The 20,396-nt window shown below is 74.3% G+C and carries 10 protein-coding genes; 7 read left to right on the top strand and 3 right to left on the bottom strand.

Features of this window, described 5'->3' with window-relative positions; genetic code table 11:
- Positions 1 to 62: 62 nt before the first annotated feature.
- The gene (locus IE239_RS29600) at positions 63 to 2,945 is read left to right on the top strand and encodes a helix-turn-helix transcriptional regulator (protein ID WP_190152492.1); all 2,883 of its coding nucleotides are present in this window, start codon (positions 63 to 65) and stop codon (positions 2,943 to 2,945) included.
- Positions 2,946 to 2,995: 50 nt separating this feature from the next.
- On the opposite strand, the gene IE239_RS29595 is transcribed toward IE239_RS29600, so the two are convergent.
- On the bottom strand, positions 2,996 to 3,763 hold the full coding sequence (locus IE239_RS29595; protein WP_190152491.1) for a thioesterase II family protein: 768 nt from the start codon (positions 3,761 to 3,763) through the stop codon (positions 2,996 to 2,998).
- Positions 3,764 to 4,057: 294 nt separating this feature from the next.
- Here IE239_RS29595 and IE239_RS29590 point away from each other — a divergent pair, with 294 nt between their 5' ends.
- From IE239_RS29590 to IE239_RS29565, 6 genes are all read left to right on the top strand, one after another.
- Positions 4,058 to 4,909, top strand: a complete 852-nt coding sequence (locus IE239_RS29590; protein ID WP_190152490.1) for a metallophosphoesterase family protein — start codon at positions 4,058 to 4,060, stop codon at positions 4,907 to 4,909.
- Complete coding sequence (locus IE239_RS29585) at positions 4,906 to 5,724, top strand: 4'-phosphopantetheinyl transferase family protein (RefSeq protein WP_229878386.1); 819 nt, start codon at positions 4,906 to 4,908, stop codon at positions 5,722 to 5,724. The genes IE239_RS29590 and IE239_RS29585 overlap by 4 nt, the downstream gene beginning before the upstream one ends.
- Before the next feature lie 72 nt (positions 5,725 to 5,796).
- Positions 5,797 to 7,278 carry an NDP-hexose 2,3-dehydratase family protein gene (locus IE239_RS29580; protein ID WP_190152489.1) on the top strand — a complete coding sequence of 494 codons (1,482 nt, stop codon included), beginning with the start codon at positions 5,797 to 5,799 and terminating at the stop codon, positions 7,276 to 7,278.
- Positions 7,262 to 8,044, top strand: coding sequence for an NAD-dependent epimerase/dehydratase family protein (locus tag IE239_RS29575; protein WP_190152488.1), 783 nt, complete (start codon positions 7,262 to 7,264; stop codon positions 8,042 to 8,044). Before IE239_RS29580 ends, IE239_RS29575 begins: the two co-directional genes overlap by 17 nt.
- Positions 8,045 to 8,122: 78 nt before the next feature.
- Entirely contained in the window at positions 8,123 to 9,094 is a 972-nt protein-coding gene (locus IE239_RS29570; protein WP_190152487.1) for an ABC transporter ATP-binding protein, read from the top strand.
- A gap of 3 nt (positions 9,095 to 9,097) precedes the next feature.
- Entirely contained in the window at positions 9,098 to 9,865 is a 768-nt protein-coding gene (locus IE239_RS29565; protein ID WP_190152486.1) for an ABC transporter permease, read from the top strand.
- Between the two features lie 97 nt (positions 9,866 to 9,962).
- Here the strand turns inward: IE239_RS29565 and IE239_RS29560 are convergent, their stop codons facing one another.
- Together IE239_RS29560 and IE239_RS29555 are read right to left on the bottom strand one after the other, a co-directional pair.
- On the bottom strand, positions 9,963 to 11,009 hold the full coding sequence (locus IE239_RS29560; protein WP_190152485.1) for a ketoacyl-ACP synthase III family protein: 1,047 nt from the start codon (positions 11,007 to 11,009) through the stop codon (positions 9,963 to 9,965).
- Positions 11,010 to 11,094: 85 nt separating this feature from the next.
- Positions 11,095 to 20,396: SDR family NAD(P)-dependent oxidoreductase (locus IE239_RS29555; RefSeq protein ID WP_190152484.1), on the bottom strand; the 9,302-nt coding region annotated here is incomplete at its 5' end.

Genomic DNA, 20,396 nt, shown 5'->3' with positions numbered 1-20,396 from the left:
CTCGACGTGCCTCGCATCCACCCCCCTCAAGCTCCATCAGACCGCGCAAGGAGGCCGCTGGCATGCTGCTCGAGCGGCAGAACGAACTGAAAGTGGCGGCCGAGGCCCTCCGGCGCGCCGCACACGGCAACGGATCCCTGGTCGTCATCAGCGGGCCGCCCGGGGTCGGCAAGTCGGCCGTCCTGTCGGAGATCGGCGAACTCGCCGGGCACCTGTCCAACGGCCCGACGACGGGTTCGGCGGCGCTTCCCCGGCCCCTGGTGATGCGCGCCTACGCCGCCCCCGCGGAACGCTCCTTCGCTCTCGGTGTCACCCGGCAACTGCTGGAACCCGTGGTCAAGTCCGGTACGTTCGTGACCAGATGGGGATCCGGGCCCGCGCGGCCCGCGCTCGCCTTCCTGCAGGGCGACCCGGAGTCGCCCCGGCAGCACACCGCGACGACGGTGCGGGCCCTGCTGTCCCTGGTGGAGAACATGAGCCAGGACCGCACTCCGGTCCTCCTCGTCGATGACCTCCACTGGGCGGACGAGGGCACTCTGGACTGGCTGGACCAGCTGGTGCAGCAGGTGCCCCACCGGCGGATCCTGGTCGCCGCGACGGTCTGCGAGGGGGAGCCGGCGGCGGAGCCGCCCGGTGTGCGTCCGGTCGCCGCCGCCGAGCACACGCTGTTCCCGGCCCTGCTCGGCCCGGCGTCGGTCGACGCCCTGATCCTGCAGCGTCTGGGTGTGCCGGGCGACGCGGAGTTCACGGCCGTGTGCCACGACGCCACGCGCGGGAACCCGCTGCACCTCGTGTCGCTGCTCCAGGAATGCCGGTCCCGCGGCATCGCCCCGGTGGCGGCCCGGGCTTCGGAGGTGGCCACGCTGGTGCCACCGGCGCTGCGTCGGCGGCTGATGCTGAGTCTTCAGGAACAGCCGCCCTCCGTGCTGGCCGTGGCACGTGCGTTGCAGGTCCTCGGGGACGGAGCCGACCCGCAGGTGGTCGGTGAACTGGCCGGACTGGACCGGGTGGACCGGGAGGCCGGTCTCTGGCGGCTGCGCCGGCTGACGCTGGCCGTCCCCGAGGGCAAGGCTCTGCGGCTGGCGCACCGGGCGGTGCACCAGGTGATCGAGGACGCCATGCCGCCCGGCGAACGCAACCGCCTGCACCTGAGGGCCGCCGCGCTGCTGCGCTACCGGGGCAGCACACCCGAGCGGGTGGCCGGTCATCTCCTCGCCAGCACCGTCGCGTTGGAGGGCGACTCGCTGGTGGCGCTGCGCCATGCCGCCGAAGCCGCGGTGCTGCGCGGCGCTCCGGAAACGGCGGCCCGCTATCTGCGCCGGGCGCTGCTCGACGTCCCGCCGCACAGCGAGGCGCGAGCGGTGCTGCTGGTGGAACTGGCGGCCGTGGAGCGCAGTTTCGCCCCCTCGGTCGCCGTCAGGCACATCACCCAGGCCCTCTCGCTGCTGCCCGACGCACGGGCCCGCGCGAGGGCGCTGCTGACCATCACGCCGACGGCGACGGGGGCCACCCTGCTGTCGCTCGGGGACGCGATGCGGCAGACGGCACGCGAGCTGCCGGCCGCGGAGCTGCCGCCGGACGAACGCCGTCTGCTGGAGTTGCGCCTGGAGGCCAGGGTCCACCTTCTCTGCGAACTCGATCCGTCGGTGATCGCGTCGGCCGCGGAGCGGCTGGCCGGGCTGGGCGGGCGACCGGCGATGACGCACCCGGGGCAACGGGAGTTGCTGACGGCACTGACGTACACCGCGACGGTCTCCGCCACGTTGCCCGCCTCGGAGGTCCGCGCACTCGCGGGCCGGATCCTGGAGCACGAGCCGGCGTGCGCGGCCCATGTGCACACCATGCTGCCGCTGGTGGTGCCGGTCGCGGTCACCGCGGACTCGGTCACCGGACTGATGTCCTGGCTGGACACGGCCCTGGCCGACGCGGAGCGCCGGGGCGGACGGCTGGAGCAGTCGGTGGTGCTCAGCGAACAGGCCCTGGTCCTGCTCGCCCAGGGCAGGCTGACGGACGCGCGGGAACGGGCCGTGCGGGCCCTGGCGGTGTCCGGCCCCGAGGAGGCGAGCACGCTCTCGCTGATCGCTTCAGCCATGGTGGCGCTGCGGACCCGCGAGGTGGACCTGGTCGAGGCGCTGCCGGAGCGGGTCCGAGGCGTGCACGAGAACTGTGTGCTCGCGGGACTGCTCACGATGGTGCGGGGCGTGCAGGCGGAGCGGCGGCACGAGCCGGCCATGGCCGTGGAGCACTTCCTCGACGCGGAATACGTCCTGGACCGGGCGGGCTGGCGCAATCCGGTCATGGCGCCGTCGGCGTACTGGGCGGCGCGCACGCTGCACCGCATGGGCGAGTCCGAGCGTGCCGAGCAGCTGTCGGAGCGGCACCTGGAGCAGGCCAGGGCCTGGGGTGCGCCGTCGGGCCTGGGCCGCGCCCTGGCGCTCCACGCCACCGTGACGGGCGGGTCCTCGGCGCCCAGGCTGCTGCGGGAGGCGGCCGGGGTGCTGGAGACATCCGGCGATCTGCTCACGCGGGCGTCGGTGCTGCTGCGGCTCGCGGAGGTGGTGGCGCCGCGTCATGCGGCGGAGGCGGAGGCGGCGCTGCGCACGTCGTACGAGGTGGCTCTGGAGTGCGGAGCCGCGCGGATCGCGGCCCGCGCCCAGGAGTTGCTGGGGCCGGGGGCGGTGGGTGTCCCGACCCGAGGACGGCTGACGTCGGCCGAGCGGATGGTGGCGCAGATGGCGGCGGAGGGGCTGACGAACCAGGTCATCGCCGACGCTCTCGGGGTGTCCCGGCGGGCCGTGGAGAAACATCTGACGAACTGCTACCGCAAGATGTCGACGTCCGGACGTCCCGGGCTGGCGAGCGCGCTGGAGGCCGCGGGCCTGTTCGGGCCGGCGGACGCGCCGGCTCCGCCCGCGGAAACGATCCGCCCCCAGGGGGCGGCCTGACGGCGGGACGGTTCCGAGGGCGGTGGGCGAGCGCACGGAGCGGAGTGCCGTCAGGTGTCGTGCGGCTCGGTCCGAGCGGAGAAGTGCCCGTCGAGCACCTTCAGCACGTCCGCGGACCGGCTGTTGAGGTAGAAGTGACCGCCGGGGAAGACCTGGAGGTCGAAGTCCGCGGTCGTGTGCTTCTCCCAGTCCCGGGCCTCGTCGATCGACGTCTTGGGGTCGATGTCGCCGACGAGCGCGGTGACCGGGCAGTCCACCGTGGCGCCCGGAGCGCACCGGTACGTCTCCACGGCCCGGTAGTCGCCGCGCAGCGCCGGCAGGATCATGCGGATCAGTTCCTCGTCTCCCAGCAGCCGGTCGTCGGTGCCGCTCATCGACTTGATCTCGGCGATGACGCCGTCGTCGTCGCGGAGGTGGACGTTCTCGTCGCGGTGGCGGGAGGGGGCACGCCGGCCCGAGGCGAACAGCCGTAGCGGACCGCTGCCCTCGGCCTCGGACCGCCGGGCGACCTCGAAGGCGACGAGCGCGCCCATGCTGTGCCCGAAGAAGGTCAGCGGGCGGTCGTCCCACCCGCGCAGCACCTCGTGCACCTGGTCCGCGAGCGTACCGATGTCGTCGATCAGCGGCTCGCTGCGCCGGTCCTGACGTCCGGGGTACTGCACGGCGACGACGTCGACGCTCGGGCTGAGCGCGGTGGCCACGGGGAGGTAGTAGCTGGCCGAGCCGCCGGCGTGGGGGAAGCAGACCAGGCGGTGGGCGGCTTCGGGGGCCGGGTCGAACCGTCGGCACCACAGGGTGTCCGCGGGGGAAGGGCTCACGCTGTTCGTCCGTCCTGTCTCAGCGGGTTCGGGCGGTCCGGATCACTGGAGTGCTCCTGTCCGGTGTGCCGCCGACTATCCCGCATCACGGGGCCGTGACGGCCCTCGGGGCCCGAAGTCTGGGCGTTTCCCCTGTCCTTGGGGCTGTGGCACGGCTGCGCGTTGTGCGGTGGGACGGCACGGTGGCATAAAGCTGAGCGCCGGACGCGTATCCGAGGCTCCGGGCCCCCAGCGAGGAGTTCCCATGCCCACCACCACGGTTCCACGGCCTGTCCCGGGCGGGACGGGGAAGCGGTGAGCCGAGTCACGGGCGGCAGGCTCTTCGCGGTCAGTGACCTGCATGTCGCCTACGAGCAGAACCGTGCCGTGGTGCGGGAGCTTCGCCCGTCCGATCCCTCGGACTGGCTGATCGTCGCCGGTGACGTCGGGGAGCTGACGGCGGATGTCGAGTGGGTGCTGAGGCTGCTCGCCGAGCGGTTCGCGACCGTGGTGTGGGTGCCGGGCAACCACGAGCTGTGGACCCACCCCGACGATCCGGTGTCCCTGCGCGGTGAGGCCCGCTATCGCGCTCTGGTCGAACTCTGCCGGTCGCTGGGGGTGCTGACCCCGGAGGACCCCTACGTCCAGTGGCCGGGACCGGACGGGCCGGTGGTGATCGCGCCGCTGTTCCTGCTCTACGACTACTCGTTCCTGCCGCCGGGCGCCGCCGGCACCGCCGACGCGCTGGCCCGGGCGGAGAAGGCCGGGGTGGTGGCCACCGACGAGTTCCTCCTGCACAGCGACCCCCACCCGGACCGGGCGGCCTGGTGCCGGGCGCGGGTGGCGTACACACGGGAGCGGCTGGACGCCTGTCCGCCCGACCTGCCGACCGTGCTGGTGAACCACTTCCCGCTGGTGCGCGAGCCCACCCGGATCCTGCGGTACCCGGAGTTCGCCCTGTGGTGCGGGACCACCGCCACCCACGACTGGCACCGGCGCTACCGAGCGGCCACCGTCGTCTACGGGCATCTGCACATCCCGCGCACCACCTGGCACGACGGGGTACCGCACCGCGAGGTGTCGCTGGGCTACCCGCGTGAGTGGCAGGCCCACGGCATGCCCGATCCGCTGCTGCGCGAGATCCTGCCCCGGCGAGGCGCCCGGTGACGCCGCTGATGCGCCGTCTGCTGCCGGGCGCGGTCGCGGTGACCGAGGTGCGCGACGAGTTGAGCGCACCGCCGCTGTTCCCGGAGGAGGAGGCGGTGGTGGCGCGGGCGGTCGACAAGCGCCGGCGCGAGTTCGCCACCGGCCGCCGGTGCGCCCGTCTGTCGCTGGCCGCGCTGGGGCTTCCCGCCGGGCCGCTGCTGCCCGGCCCGCAAGGAGAACCCCGCTGGCCCGCCGGGGTGGTGGGCGCGATGTCCCACTGTGACGGCTACCGGGTGGCGGCGGTCGCCCGCGCCACGGATCTGGCGGCGCTCGGCGTGGACGCAGAGACCGCGGCTCCGCTGCCGGACGGCGTCCTGGAGGCGGTGTCGCTGCCCGAGGAGCGCGCCGATCTCGCCCGGCTGAGGCGGACGGCGCCGCACGTGCCGTGGGACCGGCTGCTGTTCAGCGCGAAGGAGTCGGTCTACAAGGTGTGGTTCCCGCTGGCCCGCCGGCCGCTCGGGTTCGAGGAGGCCCGGCTGCGCTTCACCCGGGGGCGGGACCTCGCCGGCGCGGCGTGCGGCACGTTCGAGGTGACGGTGCTGGCGCCCGAGCCTCCCGAGTTCGCCGGTCCGGTCGGCGGCGCCGGGCTCACCGGCCGATGGCTGGTGGACGAGGGGCTGGTGCTGACCGCGCTGGCACCCGTCGTTCGCCGCGCGGGCGACGGACCGGGCTGCCGGCCGACAGGCCGGCCTGCGTCACGGGCCGTGTCCGGCGCACCGCGGCCGCCCGCACCCGGGGGGACGGCTTTCCCCGACGTCTCCCGCCCACCTCGGTAGCCCCCGCTCCACGGGCCGCGCCGGCTGCCGTGGGGCGCGTCGAACCGATGACGATCCGATGGAGAGGCAGCGATGCCCCAGCTCAGCACGACCGGTCCCGAGTCCGACAGCGACGCGCTCCTGGCCGCGCGGCTGGCCGTCTCCGCGACGGCCACGGGCGGCGAGGCGATGTCCGACGTGGAGTTCTTCGACTGGTTCGACCGGCGCCGTCGCCGGCACAGTCAGGTGGTGCGCCGCACGACCTTCGGCGAGATGGCGGGCTGGGGCTTCGTCCCGGACACCGGCGACCTGGCGCATCACAGCGGACGCTTCTTCACCGTGCGCGGCATGCGGGTGCAGACCGACTTCGGCCCCGTGCCCGAGTGGACCCAGCCGATCATCAGGCAACCGGAGATAGGCATCCTCGGTCTCGCCGTCCGCGAGACCGGCGGGGTCCTCCACTGTCTGATGCAGGCGAAGTCCGAGCCGGGCAATGTCAACGGCGTTCAGCTGTCCCCTACCGTTCAGGCGACCAAGAGCAACTACACGCGCGTGCACGGCGGTTCGCCGGTGCCCTATCTGGACTGCTTCCGGGAGCCGGAGGCCCGGGGGCACCGGGTGCTGGCCGATGTGCTCCAGTCCGAACAGGGCTCGTGGTTCTTCTGCAAGCGCAACCGCAACATGATCGTCGAGGTCGGTCCGGAGGTGGAGGCGGGCGAGGACTTCTGCTGGCTGACGCTGCGGCAGGTCAACGCCCTGCTGCACTACGACAATCTGGTCAACATGGACGCACGCACGGTGCTCTCCTGTCTGCCGGACTGGCACCACGGGAGCGGGCCGGCCACCGGCATCCACTCGGACGTGGCGGTCCGCAGCTGGATCACCGCCCAGCAGAGCGAACGTGACGTCAGCGCCTCCCTGTTGCCCCTCAGCGAGGTGGAGGGACGGGACTGGGTCCGCGCCGAGGACCGCATCTCCCACCGGAGGGGCCTGTTCTTCAGCATCGTGCCGGTGGACGTCCTGTCCAACAGGCGTGAGGTGACGTCCTGGTCGCAGCCGCTGCTCGAACCGCACGGCATCGGGGTCTCGGCGATGCTGGTGCGCCGGATCGACGGCGTGCCGCACTGTCTGGTGCAGGCCCGGGTCGAGCCGGGGTATCTGGACGTCGTCGAACTCGGCCCCACCGTGCAGTGCACCCCGGAGAACTACGCCCATCTGCCCGCGTCGGGCCGCCCCCGCTTCCTCGACCTGGTGACCGGGGCGCGCCCGGAGCAGGTGCTGTTCGACACGGTGCTGTCGGAGGAGGGCGGCCGCTTCCTGAACGCGCAGAACCGGTACCTGGTCATCGAGGCGGACGAGGGCGTCCCCGCCGAGGTCCCCGGCGACTACCGGTGGGTGACGTTGCGTCAGCTCGGGGAGCTGCTGAAGTACAGCCACTACGTCAACGTGCAGGCGCGGACGCTGGTCGCGGCCCTGCGCAGCGTCACGGGGATCGCCTCCGGCCCGCCCGGCGCGGGACTCTGCGCGACGGAGGCCGTCTCGGGCCCGGGAGGCAGCCGTGCGGATCATCGGTGACGGCTTTCTGGCCCGCAACCTGACCGAGGCCTTCGAGGACCGCTTCCCCGACGTGACCGCGATCGCCTCCGGGGTCTCCAGCACGGCCACCACGGCCGCGTCCGAGTACGACCGTGAGGCCCTGCTCCTCTACGAGGTGCTGGACGCGTGCCGGCTGGAGGGCCGACGGCTGCTGTTCCTGTCCACCGCCTCGTTCTCCATGTACGGCTTCACGCACGAAGCGGTGGGCGAGACGGGGCCGTTGCGGCCGCCGACGTCGTACGGGAGGCACAAGCTGGCACTGGAGAGCGTGGTGCGCTCCTCGGGCGTCGAGCATCTGATCCTGCGGGTGAGCCACGCCGTGGGCCACCATCAGCGGCCGCACCAGCTGCTGCCCACCCTCGTGCGGCACATAGCGGCGGGAGAGGTGACGGTGCATCAGGGAGCGCACCGCGACCTCCTGGACGTGCGGGATCTGGTGCACGCGGTCGGCAGACTGCTCGAGGACGGCGTCCACGGCGAGGTGGTGAACGTGGCTTCGGGAGTCCCGCAACCGGTCGAGGCGATCGTGACCGCCGTCGAGGACCGGCTGGGCGTCACGGCCCGGCGGGTGCACCGGTCCGGTCCGACCGCCGTCACCCGTGCGTCTGTGGAACGGCTGCGGCGGCTGGTACCGGACTTCCGGGCGGCGATCCCGGATCCGGACTATCTGGGAGCGCTGCTGGACGCGTATCTGCCGTACTACACCGCTCAGTCGGGGGATCTGGCGGCGTTGTCCTCCCGCTGACCGCGCAAAACTGGGGGAACCCCTAGACATGGCCTCACGGGTACACGCGGAAGGGGTGACTCCGCCTAGCGTGGACGCATGATCGAGCTTGCGGGAGTGACCAAGCGGTACGGCGAGAAGGTGGTGGTCGACGACCTCACCTTCACCGTGCGACCAGGCTGCGTCACCGGATTCCTCGGCCCCAACGGAGCGGGCAAGTCCACCACGATGCGGATGATGCTCGGTCTGGACCGTGCCACGGCGGGCCACGTCCTCATCGACGGCGAACCCTACGCCCGGCTCGACGAACCGCTGCGCCGCATCGGCGCGCTGCTGGACGCGAAGGCGATGCACGGCGGCCGCAGCGCGTACGACAACCTCCGATGCCTGGCCCTCAGCAACCGCATACCGGTGCAGCGGGTCGACGAGGTGCTCCAGGAGGTCGGTCTGGGCGAGGTCGCCAGGAAGCGGCCCAAGGGCTTCTCGCTCGGCATGGGGCAACGGCTCGGCATCGCCGCGGCGCTGCTCGGCGACCCGGAGATCGTGATGCTGGACGAACCGGTCAACGGTCTCGACCCGGAAGGCATCCACTGGATCCGTACGCTGATGAAGCGGCTGGCGGCGGAGGGCCGCACGGTGTTCGTCTCCAGCCATCTCATGAGCGAGATGGCGCTGACGGCGGATCACCTGGTCGTCATCGGCCGGGGCCGGCTCCTCGCCGACACCGGCATGCAGGAGTTCATCGACGCCAACTCCCGTTCGTTCGTGCGGATGCGCACCCCGGAACCGGAGAAGCTGCGGGACGCGCTCGCGGCGGCCGGCATCACCGCCACCGAGAACCCCTCGGGTGCGTTCGAGGTGACGGAGGCCCCGGCGGAGCGGCTCGGGGAGCTGGCCCTGGAGCACCGCGTCCCGCTGCACGAACTGAGCCCGCAGCACGCCTCCCTGGAGGAGGCGTTCATCGCCCTGACGGGTGAGGCGGCCGAGTACCGCACCGGCGCGTTCTCCTCCGCCGACGCCGCGCCTAGCGCCGTCGCGAACGCGCCGCAGACGACCGAAACGGAGTCCTGACCCATGTCCGCACCCGCTGCGACCCTGCGCTCCGAGTGGGCCAAACTCACCACGGTCCGCTCCACGGGGTGGACCCTGTTCGCCGCCTTCGCCGTCACCGTGGCCTTCGGCACGCTCGTGAGCGCGCTGTCCAACTCCGACTACGACAAGCTCTCGGAGCAGGAGAAGCTCTCCTTCGACGCCGCCGGGACCAGCTTCACCGGCGGCCTCCTCGGCCAGTTGGCGATGATCGCGTTCGGGGTCATGGTGATCGGCTCCGAGTACAGCACCGGCTCGATCCGCAGCTCGCTCGCGGCGGTGCCCCGGCGCGGCGTCTTCTACCTCGGCAAGGTCACGGTGGCGACCGGCGCCGCCCTGGCCGTCAGCCTGGCCACCACGTTCGTGACGTTCTTCGCGGGGCAGGCCGCACTCGGATCGCACAGCACCACTCTCGGCGCGGACAACGTCCTGCGGGCGACGTTCGGCGCGGCGCTCTACATGACGCTGATGGCCGTGTTCTCCATGGGCGTGGCGACCATGCTGCGCAGTTCGATCGTGTCCATGGGCGTGCTGATGCCGTTCTTCTTCCTCGTCACGCAGATCCTGGCCTCGGTGCCGGGCGCCAAGAAGGTCGTCCGGTACCTTCCCGACCAGGCCGGTGCCGCGATGGTGCGGGTGGTGCCGAAGGAGGACCTGCCCTACGGGGCGGGGGGCGGGCTCTTGATCATGCTGGCCTGGGTGGCCGCGGCGTTGCTCGGCGGGTATCTCGTGCTGCGCAACCGGGACGCGTGAGCCGGAGCGCGACCGCGGCGGACCCGGCACCACGACCATGTGGTGCCGGGTTCCGCGTTCTCCGGGCCACCGGAGCGGGCGCGGGTGGCCCGGGATCTCAGGCCCGGGCCCAGTGCGGGATCTCGAGGACGGTGAGCACGGCCGAGGTGGACACCCAGCCGGCCGCCGACGTCGTCATCAGGATGTTGTCGCCCGGGGCCACCAGCCCGTTGGTGAGCAGGTGGTTCAGGGAGACCGCCATGTCACAGGCGCCCATGTGACCGTATTCCTTGCCGAAGTGGGCGGTCGAGCGCGACATCGGCAGGCCCAGCGGTTGCATCTTCGTCTGCTCGACCATGAGGGAGTCGCTGTTCGCGGCGACCACCCAGCGCAGGTCCGACGCGTTCAGCCCCGCGTCCACCAGCGAGCGGTGCACCAGGTCCAGCTCGAAGTCGCGGATCATCTCCATGCACTTGTCGAGCGGCATCACGTGCTGGTTGAAGTACATCAGCAGTTCCATGGTGCCGGAGGCCTTGCGTTCCTCCCCGCGGAACGGCAGCAGCGACTCCTCCCCGCGATGCCACTGCTCCAGCTCCGGCATCGTGCCGGAGTTCACCGCGCGCAGCGCCGCGAACCCGCCCTCGCCGCTGAGCAGGACGGCGGCGCCCCCGTCGCTGGCGGTGAATCCGGTGCCGAAGCCGCGCCACCGGTCGATGAGCGGGCTGGTGAAGTTCTCCGCCGCCGTCACCAGCGCCGTCTCGGCGCCCGCCGCTCCCGTGAGCCGGCCCACGGCGACCTCGATCCCGGCGAGCAGCCCGTTGGAGTGCTGGCGCACGTCCGTGCTCGCCACGCCGCTCGCGCCCAGCTCGCGCAGCACGTACCCGGGCGGGTAGAAGCCCTCGGGGCCGTGTTGCACGGCGGTGCAGTGGACGTGGAAGTCGAGGTCGTCGATCTCGTTGCCCGAGCGCCGGTAGGCCTGGCGGGCGGCGCTCACGGCCATGTCGAGCGCGGGCAGGTCGCCCGCGATGTAGGCGGCGGTGAGCCCGGTCGCGTACTGGACGGAGAACTCGTCGTAGAGCCCTTGCTCGACGGCCTCCTCGACGGTCACCCGCCGCTCCGGGATGTACACCCCGACGGTGTCGACGTAGACGCCGTTCGTCTTCATCTGCGTGTTCTCCTTGAGGGTCGTGAGGGTCGTGCGGGACGTGCCGGCGCATGCTCCGGGCGGCTGACGGGCGGGGACGCCCGTGTCACCGGCGCAGCAGCTCTTCCTTGAGACGCTTCACCAGCAGTACGGGGGTGTCGGCCTCGAACAGCAGGGCGGCGGGCAGCCGCAGCCCCGTGGTCTCGCGCAGCCGGTTGCGCAGGGCGAAGGCGGTGAGCGAGTTGAGGCCGATGTCCCGGAAGGCGCGGGTGTCCTCGACGGCTTCGGACGAGGGATAGTCGAGCACCGCCGCCACGTCGGTGCGCACGAGGTCGATGAGAACGGCGTCGCGTTCGGCGTCGGCCAGCCCCGCGAGGCGGCGCCGGAGCAGGCTGAGCGCACCCGCGGATCCCGGCCGCCCCGCCCGGCGCCGGGCGGGCGGTCCGGCCAGGCTCCGCAGCGGCGCCGGCAGGCTCGCGTCGCCCGCGCGGGCGCGGAGCGCACCGGTGTCCGGGCGCAGCAGGACGGCGCTGGGGGCGCCTTGTGCGCAGGCGGCGTCGAAGAGGTCGCGGCACGCCGTCCGGGGCAGCCGTCCGACTCCCGCGGGCGCGGCGCCCGCGGCGCTGTCCTGGCCGTCCCAGGGGCCCCACGCCACGGACAGCCCGGGCAGCCCCGCGGCACCGCGACGCCGCGCCAGGGCGTCGAGGAAGGCGCCCAGGGCGGCCTCGTCGCCGTGTCCGGCGGCTCCCAGCGTGCCGGCGGCCGACGAGAGGAGGACCAGGGGCACCGCGGCGGAACCGGGCCGGCCGGGCGCCGTCAGCTCGTCGAGACGGAGGGCGGCCAGCAGTTCCCCCTCCAGCGGATCCGCCTGCGGGGCCGCCGCGTCGTCCGGCTCCGGAGTGCTCGGCACCCCGGCCGCGTGCACGACAGCCGTCAGCGGGTGCGCGGCCGGCACCGACGCCAGGAGGGCGGCCAGTGCCTCGCCGTCGGCCGGGTCGCAGGCGGCGACGGTCACCTCGGCGCCCCGGTCGGCCAGTTCGTCCCTGAGCAGGTGCTGCTCCTCGCCGGGCGCCGGGGCGGCGAGCAGCAGGCGGCGCACGTTCCGGCGCTCCGCCAGGTGCCGGGCGATCTCGGCGCCGGCCGGCCGGTCGGCGCCGGTGACGAGGACGGTCCCTTCCGGGTCGGCCGGCAGGCCCGCTCCGTCGGCGACGGCGGTCGCCGCGGCGAGCCGTGGAACGCGCGCCGTTCCCTGGACAAGGGCGAGTTGCGGCTCCGGGAGGGTCAGCGCCGCCGGCAGGGCGCGCCAGGAGGCGCGCTTGCCGTCCAGGTCGGCGAGCACCAGCCGGCCCGGCTCGGCCAGTTGGGCGGAACGGATCAGGCCCCACACCGCGGCGACCGCCGGGTCCGGCGCCCGGGTGCCGTCGCCCGTGAGCGAGCCGCTGGTCAGGAGGATGAGCCGCGCGTCGGCGAAGCGGTCGTCGGAGAGCCACGCCGCCGCCAGTGCGGCCGTGTGCCGCACCGCGGCGGCGCCGGTGGCGTCCCCGGGCTCGGGCACGCAGCCGGCCAGGACCGCCTCGGGCGCGGCCACTCCGGAGTCCAGCGCCTCGGCGAGCGCGGCCAGGCCGTCGTACGCCTCGGTGTAGACGCCCGCCTTCATCAGGGCCGCGCGGGCCCCGAGCGGATCGGGGCCGACGAGCGCCCAGCGGGGTTTCTCCGCGGCGGCCGGGGACGGGGTCTCGGGCCATTCCAGCCGGAACAGCGGACCGTGCTGTGCGGTGCGGGCGGCGGTGAGCCGTGCCGGGTCGGCGGCCCTGAGCCGTATCTCGCCGATCGACAGGACGGCCAGCCCGGTGTCGTCGGCGGCCTCCACGGCGACGGTGTCGCTCCCGGTACGGGTCAGGCGGACGCGCAACGACGAGGCGCCGACGGCGTACAGCGCCATCCGGCGCCACGAGTCGGGCAGCGCCGGTCCGTCCGTGCCGGGGGCGTCCCCCGTGAGGACGAGGGTGCGCAGGGCGGTGTCGAGCAGCGCCGGGTGCAGGGAGCAGGAGGCTCCCTGCGGCTGGTGTCCGGCGGTGAGGGCGACCTCGGCGAACAGGTCGTCGCCGCGCCGCCACAGCCCCCGCAGACCTCCGTCGGGCGTCACGGGCAGGTCGGTGAGGTCGGCGGGCTCGGCGTCGGCGGGCGGCCAGAGTTCGAGGTCGAAGGAGGCCGGCGCGGCGCCGGGGCGCAGCACCGCCCGGGCGTGCGACGTCCAGGGTGTGCCGGGCAGCGCGCCCGTGCGGCGGGAGTGGACGCGCAGGACGCGTTCCCCCGCGGAATCCGGCTCGCCGACCGCGACCCGCAGCGCGACCTCGTCCCGCTCGGGCAGGACCAGCGGAGCCTGCGACGTCAGTTCGACGATCTGGTCGCAACCGACCCGCTCACCGGCCTGGGCGGCGAGTTCGACCAGCACCGATCCGGGCACGGCCGCCGTGCCGGGGTCGGCGTGGGCCGCAAGCCACGGCTGTGCCGTGCGCGACAGCGCGCCGGTCAGCACCAGCCCGTCCGGCTCGGGCAGTTCGACGACCGAGTCCAGCAGCGGGTGCCGGTCCGCCGGGGTCGTGGCGGGGGCGCCGGGGGTCCGGGCGGGGGCCATCCAGTAGTGGCGGCGGTGGAAGGCGTACGTCGGCAGCGGGATCCGGTGTGCCCCGGTGGGTGCGAGCACGGCGTTCCAGTGGACGTCGACGCCCCGGACGTGCAGCTGGGCGAGGAGGGTCACGAGGCCGGGCCCGTCCGGGCGGGTGAGCGCCGGCAGTTCGGCGCGCGCGCCGGGTCCGGCGCCGTCCGGGGCCGGTTCCGCGCCCTTCTCCGGTGACCCGAGGACGACCAGCGTGCGGTGACCGCTGTCCAGGAGCGTCCGCAGCGCCTGCCCGGGCCTTCCGGGATCGTGTGCGAGGAGTGCGGCCCACCGGGCGGCGCCGGTCTCGTCGCCGTCGAGCCAGCCACCGGTCGCGGACGAGCAGAACGGCGTGTCGGCGGACCCGAAGCGCACCGGGGGCAGGTCCCCCTGCGTGGTCCGGCTGTGGTGCGCCACGAGCCGGGCGCCGGTCTCCAGCGGGAGGAGCCCGGCGGCGCACGCCGCCGCGATCTCGCCGAGTCCTCGACCGGTCACCGCCGCGGGTTCGATGCCGTACGAGCGCAGCAGCGCGGTCACGGCGACGGCCACCGCCCAGCCGAGCGGTGCGGCGATCTCCGGCCGTTCCTTCCAGTCGGGGGCGGTGCGTCCGGCCAGGACGTCGGCGGGGGTCCAGTCGACCAGTCCGGCCAGGGCGCGTCCGCAGGCCGCGAGTGTCCCGGCGAACACCGGGGCGGTGTCGGCCAGCGGTGCGGCGTCCGCCGTCCACCGGGTGTCGGCGGGCTCGAAGGCGAGGACGACGGCGGGTTCGGCGGAGCCGGCCGGGGCGGTGCCGCTGACGACGGAGGTCCCGGGCTCGGTTCCGTCCGCCAGGGCCTTCAGGACGCGCAGCGCAGTGTCACGGTCGGGGACGGTGAGGACCGCTCGGTGTTCCAGGGCGGAGCGGGTGGTGGCGAGCGACAGGGCCACGTCCGCCAGCCTCGGCGCCGGTTCCTCCGTCAGGAAGGCGTGCAGGCGAACCGCCTGGCCGCGCAGGGCCTCGGCGCTGCGCGCGGACAGCGGCAGCGGCAGCGGGGTTCCGCCGGGGGGCCGGGGCGCCCCGGCCCGGGCGCCGTCGGCGGTCTGTGCGTCGACGGGGGCGTCGGCGCCGTCGAACGCGTCTTCCCCGTCCCGGGGCGGCTCTTCGATGATGACGTGGGCGTTGGTGCCGCTGATGCCGAAGGAGGACACACCGGCCCGGCGCGGGCGGTCGCCGGGGGGCCAGGGCGCGTCCTCGCGCAGCAGTTCCACAGCGCCCGCGGACCAGTCGACGTGCGGGGTGGGCGGGTCGGTGTGCAGGGTGCGGGGCAGGACGCCGTGGCGCATCGCCATGATCATCTTGATGACGCCGCCCGCACCGGAGGCCGCCTGGGTGTGACCGATGTTGGCCTTCATCGAGCCCAGCCACAGCGGACGCTGACGGTCCTGCCCGTAGGTGGCCAGGACCGCCTGGGCCTCGATCGGGTCGCCGAGCGGGGTGCCCGTGCCGTGGGCCTCGACGGCGTCCACGTCGGCGGCCCGGAGTCCGGCGGAGCGCAGCACTTGACGGATCAGCCGCTGCTGGGCCGGTCCGCTGGGAGCGGTGAGACCGTTGGAGGCACCGTCCTGGTTGACGCCGCTGGCGGCGATCCGGGCGAGCACCGGATGACCGCGCCGCCGGGCGTCGGAGAGCCGTTCCAGAAGCAACAGGCCCACGCCTTCGGCCCAGTTGGTGCCGTCGGCGTGAGCCGAGAACGGCTTGCACCGGCCGTCGGCGGCGAGGGTGCGCTCCCGGCTGAAGGCCACGTAGGGGTCCGGCTGCGACATGACGGCCACTCCGCCCGCCAGCGCCAGGTCGCACTCCCCGGCGCGCAGCGCCTGAGCCGCCAGGTGCAGGGCGACCAGGGAGGACGAGCAGGCCGTGTCCACGGCCACCGAGGGGCCCTCGAGACCGAAGGCGTACGACACCCGGCCCGCGGCCACGTTGCCGGCCGTGCCCATCTGCATCCCGGAGGCGTAGTCGTGATACGTCACGCCGGCGAACACGCCGGTACGGCTGCCCCTGAGGGAGGCGGGTGCGATCCGGGCCCGCTCGAAGACCTCCCAGGAAGTCTCCAGCAGCAGCCTCTGCTGCGGGTCCATGGTGAGCGCCTCGCGCGGCGAGACACCGAAGAGCTCGGCGTCGAACTCGCCGGATCCGTAGAGGAATCCGGCTTCGCGGACATAGGTGGTGCCGGGGCGGTCGGAGTCCGGGTCGTACAGCGCGTCGAGGTCCCAGCCGCGGTCGGTCGGGAACGGGCCCAGTCCCTCGGCGCCCGCGGCGACCAGGCGCCACAGTGCTTCGGGCGAGTCCACTCCGCCGGGGTAGCGGCAGCCCATCCCGACGACCACCACCGGGTCGTCGTCGGTTACGGCGTGGTCCGCGCGGCCGGGGGCGTCGTCGGCGTCGGTGAGTTCACCGCCCGGGCCCGGTTCGGTGTCCAGGCCCAGTTCCGCGGCCAGGTGCCGGATCAGGGCGCCGGAGGTGGGGTGGTCGTAGACGAGGGTGGTGGGCAGGCGCAGTCCGGTCTCCTGACCGAGCCGGTTGCGCAGGTTCACGGCGGCGAGCGAGTCGAACCCCAGTTCCTTGAACGGCTTGTCGGAGCCGAGGAGTTCGGTGTTGTCGTAGCCGAGGATCGCGGCGACCTGGCCGGTGACGAGGTCGGCCACCGCGCGGCGCCGCCGGGCCCGGGGCAGTGAGGCGAGCCGCCGGGCGAATCCGCCGCCCTCGCCGGCCGTGCCGGAGGCGCCACGCCGGACGGTGACGCGCAGCAGTCCGCGCAGCAGCGGGGGAAGCTCACCGGCCTCGGCGCGGGCCCGCAGGGCGCGCGTGTCGAGACGCGTGGCGAGCAGCAGCGCCCGCCCGGCGGCCGTGCCTGCGTCGAACAGGGACAGTCCCCGCTCGGCGGAGAGGGGAACGACTCCCTGGGCGGCCGTTCTCGCGGTGTGGGCGACGTCGAGAGCGGCCGTCATGCCCGCGGACTGCTCCCACGGCCCCCATGCCAGTGAGGTCGCGGGCAGTCCGGCCGCGCGGCGGTGCCCGGCGAGGGCGTCGAGGAAGGTGTTGGCGGCCGCGTAGTTGGCCTGGCCGGGATTGCCGAGCAGGCCCGCCGCCGAGGAGAACACCACGAAGGCGGACAGGTTCGCGTCCCGGGTCAGCTCGTGCAGGTGGGCGGCGGCGGTGGCCTTCGCGGCGAAGACCGTGGCCAGGCGCTCGGGCGTGAGGGACGTGAGCAGACCGTCGTCGAGGACGCCGGCGGTGTGCACCACCGCGGTGACCGGGTGCTCGTCCGGCACGGCGGCGAGCAGGGCGGTCAGCGCGCGGCGGTCCGAGACGTCGCACGCCTCGACCGTCACATGGGCGCCGAGCCCGGTCAGCGCGTCGCGCAGCGCGGCCGCTCCCTGCGCCTCGGGCCCGGACCTGCTGACCAGCAGCAACCGCCGTACGCCGTGCCCGGCCACCAGATGCCTGGCGGTCAGGGCGCCCAGGCCGCCGGTGCCGCCGGTGATCAGCACCGTGCCCTCGGGTCCGAATCCGGAGGGCGCCGCTTCGGCGGAGCGGGGCGCGCGCACGACCCTGGGCGCCAGCAACGCTTCGCCGCGAACGGCGAGTTGGGGCTCCTCGCCCTGCAGGGCGGACAACGGGAAGGAGTCGGGTGTGTCACGGTCGACGAGCAGGAAGCGGCCGGGGTGCTCCGACTGGGCGGTGCGCACCAGTCCCCAGACGGGAGCGTGGACGAGGTCGGGTACGCGGTCCTCGGGTGCGGCGGCCACCGCGTGCCGGGTGAGCACCGCGAGCCGGGATCCGTCGAGGCGTTCGTCGGCCAGCCATTCCTGGAGGGTGGCCAGGACGGCCGCGGTGGCCTCCTGAGCCGCGGCTGCGGGGCTCATGCCGTCGTCGTCGGAGCGGTCGGCGGAGGCGACCGGCAGCAGCACCGTCGTGGGCGCCGCGGCGCCCTCGTCCAGGGCGGTCCGCAGCGCGGCGAGGTCGTGGTGGACGCCGGCGGTGACACCGCGCTCGGCGAGGTGGGCGGCGAGCGCCGCGCCGCTCGGGGCGAGCACGGCCCAGTCGCCGTCGCCGCCCGCGGCGGACCCCGGGCGGGCGGCCTGCCCGGACACAGGCGCCCACTCCAGCGCGTACAGTCCCTCGACCTGCGGATCGGCGACCAACGCGGACACGGCGGGGAAGGCCAGGGTGACGGAGTCGGCGGTGGCCAGCGCCGTTCCGTGAGCGTCGGCCAGGGTGAGGGACACGCGGTCGGTGCCCGCGCCCGTGACCCGCAGCCGGGCGGCGACCGCACCGGTCGCGTGCACGGTGACGCCCTGCCAGCCCTGCGCCAGCGCGACGTGGCCCTCACCCGCCTCGGGCGCGGCCCACAGGGCGGTCTGCGCCGCGGCGTCGAGCAGCACGGGATGGAGACCGAAGGCGGCGGCGCCCGCCTCCCGCGCCCCGTCCGGCACGGCGAGTTCGGCGAAGAGCTCGCTGCCGCGGCGCCACAGGGCCCGCACCGCGCGGAAGGCCGGACCGCAGGAGTGGCCGCGCAGCGACAGCAGCTCGTACAGCTCCTCCACGTCGACGGATTCGGCCTGATCGGGCGGCCAGACGTCCGTCCCGGACATGCTCGCGGCGGGCTGGGCGACGGTGGTCAGGACGCCCTCGGCGTGGCAACGCCAGGGCCGGTCGCCCTCGTCGTCCGGCCGGGAGTGGACCGTCACCGTGCGTCGCCCCGTGTCGTCGGCGGTCCCGACGAGGATCTGCATCCGGACCCCGCCCTGTGCGGGCAGCGGCAGCGGTTCCCGCAGGGTCAGCGTCTCCAGGACGGTGCAGCCGGCCTCGTCGCCCGCGCGCACGGCCAGTTCGACGAGGACGGACCCGGGCAGCAGCGTGCCGCCCGCCACGTCCCGGTCGGCGAGCCAGGTGTGGGAGCGCACGGACAACCGGCCGGTGAGCAGGACGCCGCCCGCGTCGGCGAGTTCGACGGTGGCGCCGAGCAGCGGGTGGCGCGCGGCGCCGAGGCCCGCGGCCCGCATCCCGGCGGCGCCGGACGGCGCGGCGGGCAGCCAGGCGCGGCGCCGCTGGAAGGCGTACGTCGGCAGCGGTTCCGGCGGGGCGGGGGTTCCCGTGTCCGTCCCCGTGCCCGAGCCCGTGATGAGGCCGCTCCAGTCGAGGTCGGCGCCCCGGGTGTGCAGGGCGGCGAGGGCGGTCTCGAAGGCACGGGGTCCGGGCTGGTCCTTGTGCTGGGCCGGAACGGCGAGCACCTCGTGCTCGGTCGGCAGGTTCTCCGCCGCCAGGGCGGACAGGGTGCCGTCGGGACCCAGTTCCAGGCAGCGGGTGACACCGAGGCCGGCCAGGGTGCGTACGCCGTCGGCGAAGCGGACGGTGTGCCGGACGTGCCGCACCCAGTACTCGGGGGAGGTCAGGTCGTCGGGGTCGGCGGGGCGGCCGGTGAGGTCGGAGACGACGGTCAGGCGCGGCGTGTGGAACTCCACCGACTCGGCGACCCGCCGGAAGTCGCGCAGCATCGGTTCCATCAGCGGCGAGTGGAAGGCGTGGCTCACGCGGAGCGCGGTGGCGCGATGGCCGTTCGCCCTCGCCCGCTCCGCGATCTCCCCGACGTCGTCGGCGGCGCCGGCGATCACCGTGGCGCGGGGGCCGTTGACGGCGGCGATGCCGACGCGGTCGGTGCGTCCCTCCAGCAGGGGCAGCACCTCGGTTTCGGGAAGCCGGAGGGAGAGCATGGCGCCGCCCTCGGGGAGCGCCTGCATCAGCCGCCCGCGGGCCGCCACCAGGCGGCAGGCGTCGGCGAGGGACCACACCCCGGCGACGTGAGCGGCGGCGAGTTCGCCGATGGAGTGGCCGAGGACGACGTCGGGACGTACGCCGAAGGACTCGGCGAGCCGGAACAGGGCGACCTGCAGGGCGAACAGGGCGGGCTGCGCGTACTCGGTACGGTTCAGCAGGTCCGCGTCATCGCCGAACACCACCTCCTGCAGAGGCCGTTCGAGGCCGGCGTCGGCCTGGGCGCACACCTCGTCGAAGGCGTCCGCGAACACCTCGTACGTCTGGTGGAGTTCACGTCCCATGCCCGGCCGCTGGGAGCCCTGTCCGGCGAAGAGGAAGGCGGTCCGGCCGCTTCCCGCGGCGGAGCCGGTGACGAGTCCGGGCCGGGCATGGCCGGCGGCCAGGGCGTCCAGGCCGCGCAGCAGGTCTTCGCGGTCGGCGCCGAGCACCACGGCACGTTCTTCGAAGACGGACCGGCTGGTCAGCAGCGCTGCGGCGGTGCGCGCCGGATCGGTGGCCGGGCGGGACCGCACGAGGTCGGCGAGCCGACGGGCCTGCTCGCGCAGGGCGGCCGGAGTGCGGCCGGCGACCAGCCACGGCACCGCCGCGGACGGCAGGACCAGGGCCGACGGGACGGGAACGGGAGCGTCCGGGCCCGCCGCGGGCTCCTGGGGGGCATGTTCCAGTACGACATGCGCGTTGGTGCCCGAGACGCCGAACGCGGAGACGCCCGCCCGACGCGGACGGTCCGCCGTCTGCGGCCAGTCGGTGTTCTCCTGGAGCAGCCGGACGGCGCCGGCCGTCCAGTCCACCCGGGACGTGGGCTCGTCCACATGCAAGGTGCGGGGCAGCACACCGTGCCGCATCGCCAGCACCATCTTGATCACACCCGCCACACCCGCAGCAGCCTGCGTATGACCGATGTTCGACTTCACCGACCCCAGCAGAAGCG

Source organism: Streptomyces humidus (assembly GCF_014649655.1).
Lineage (GTDB): Bacteria > Actinomycetota > Actinomycetes > Streptomycetales > Streptomycetaceae > Streptomyces > Streptomyces humidus.
The sequence above is the reverse complement of the archived record's forward strand: the minus strand, read 5'-3'. Positions and strand labels throughout refer to the sequence as shown.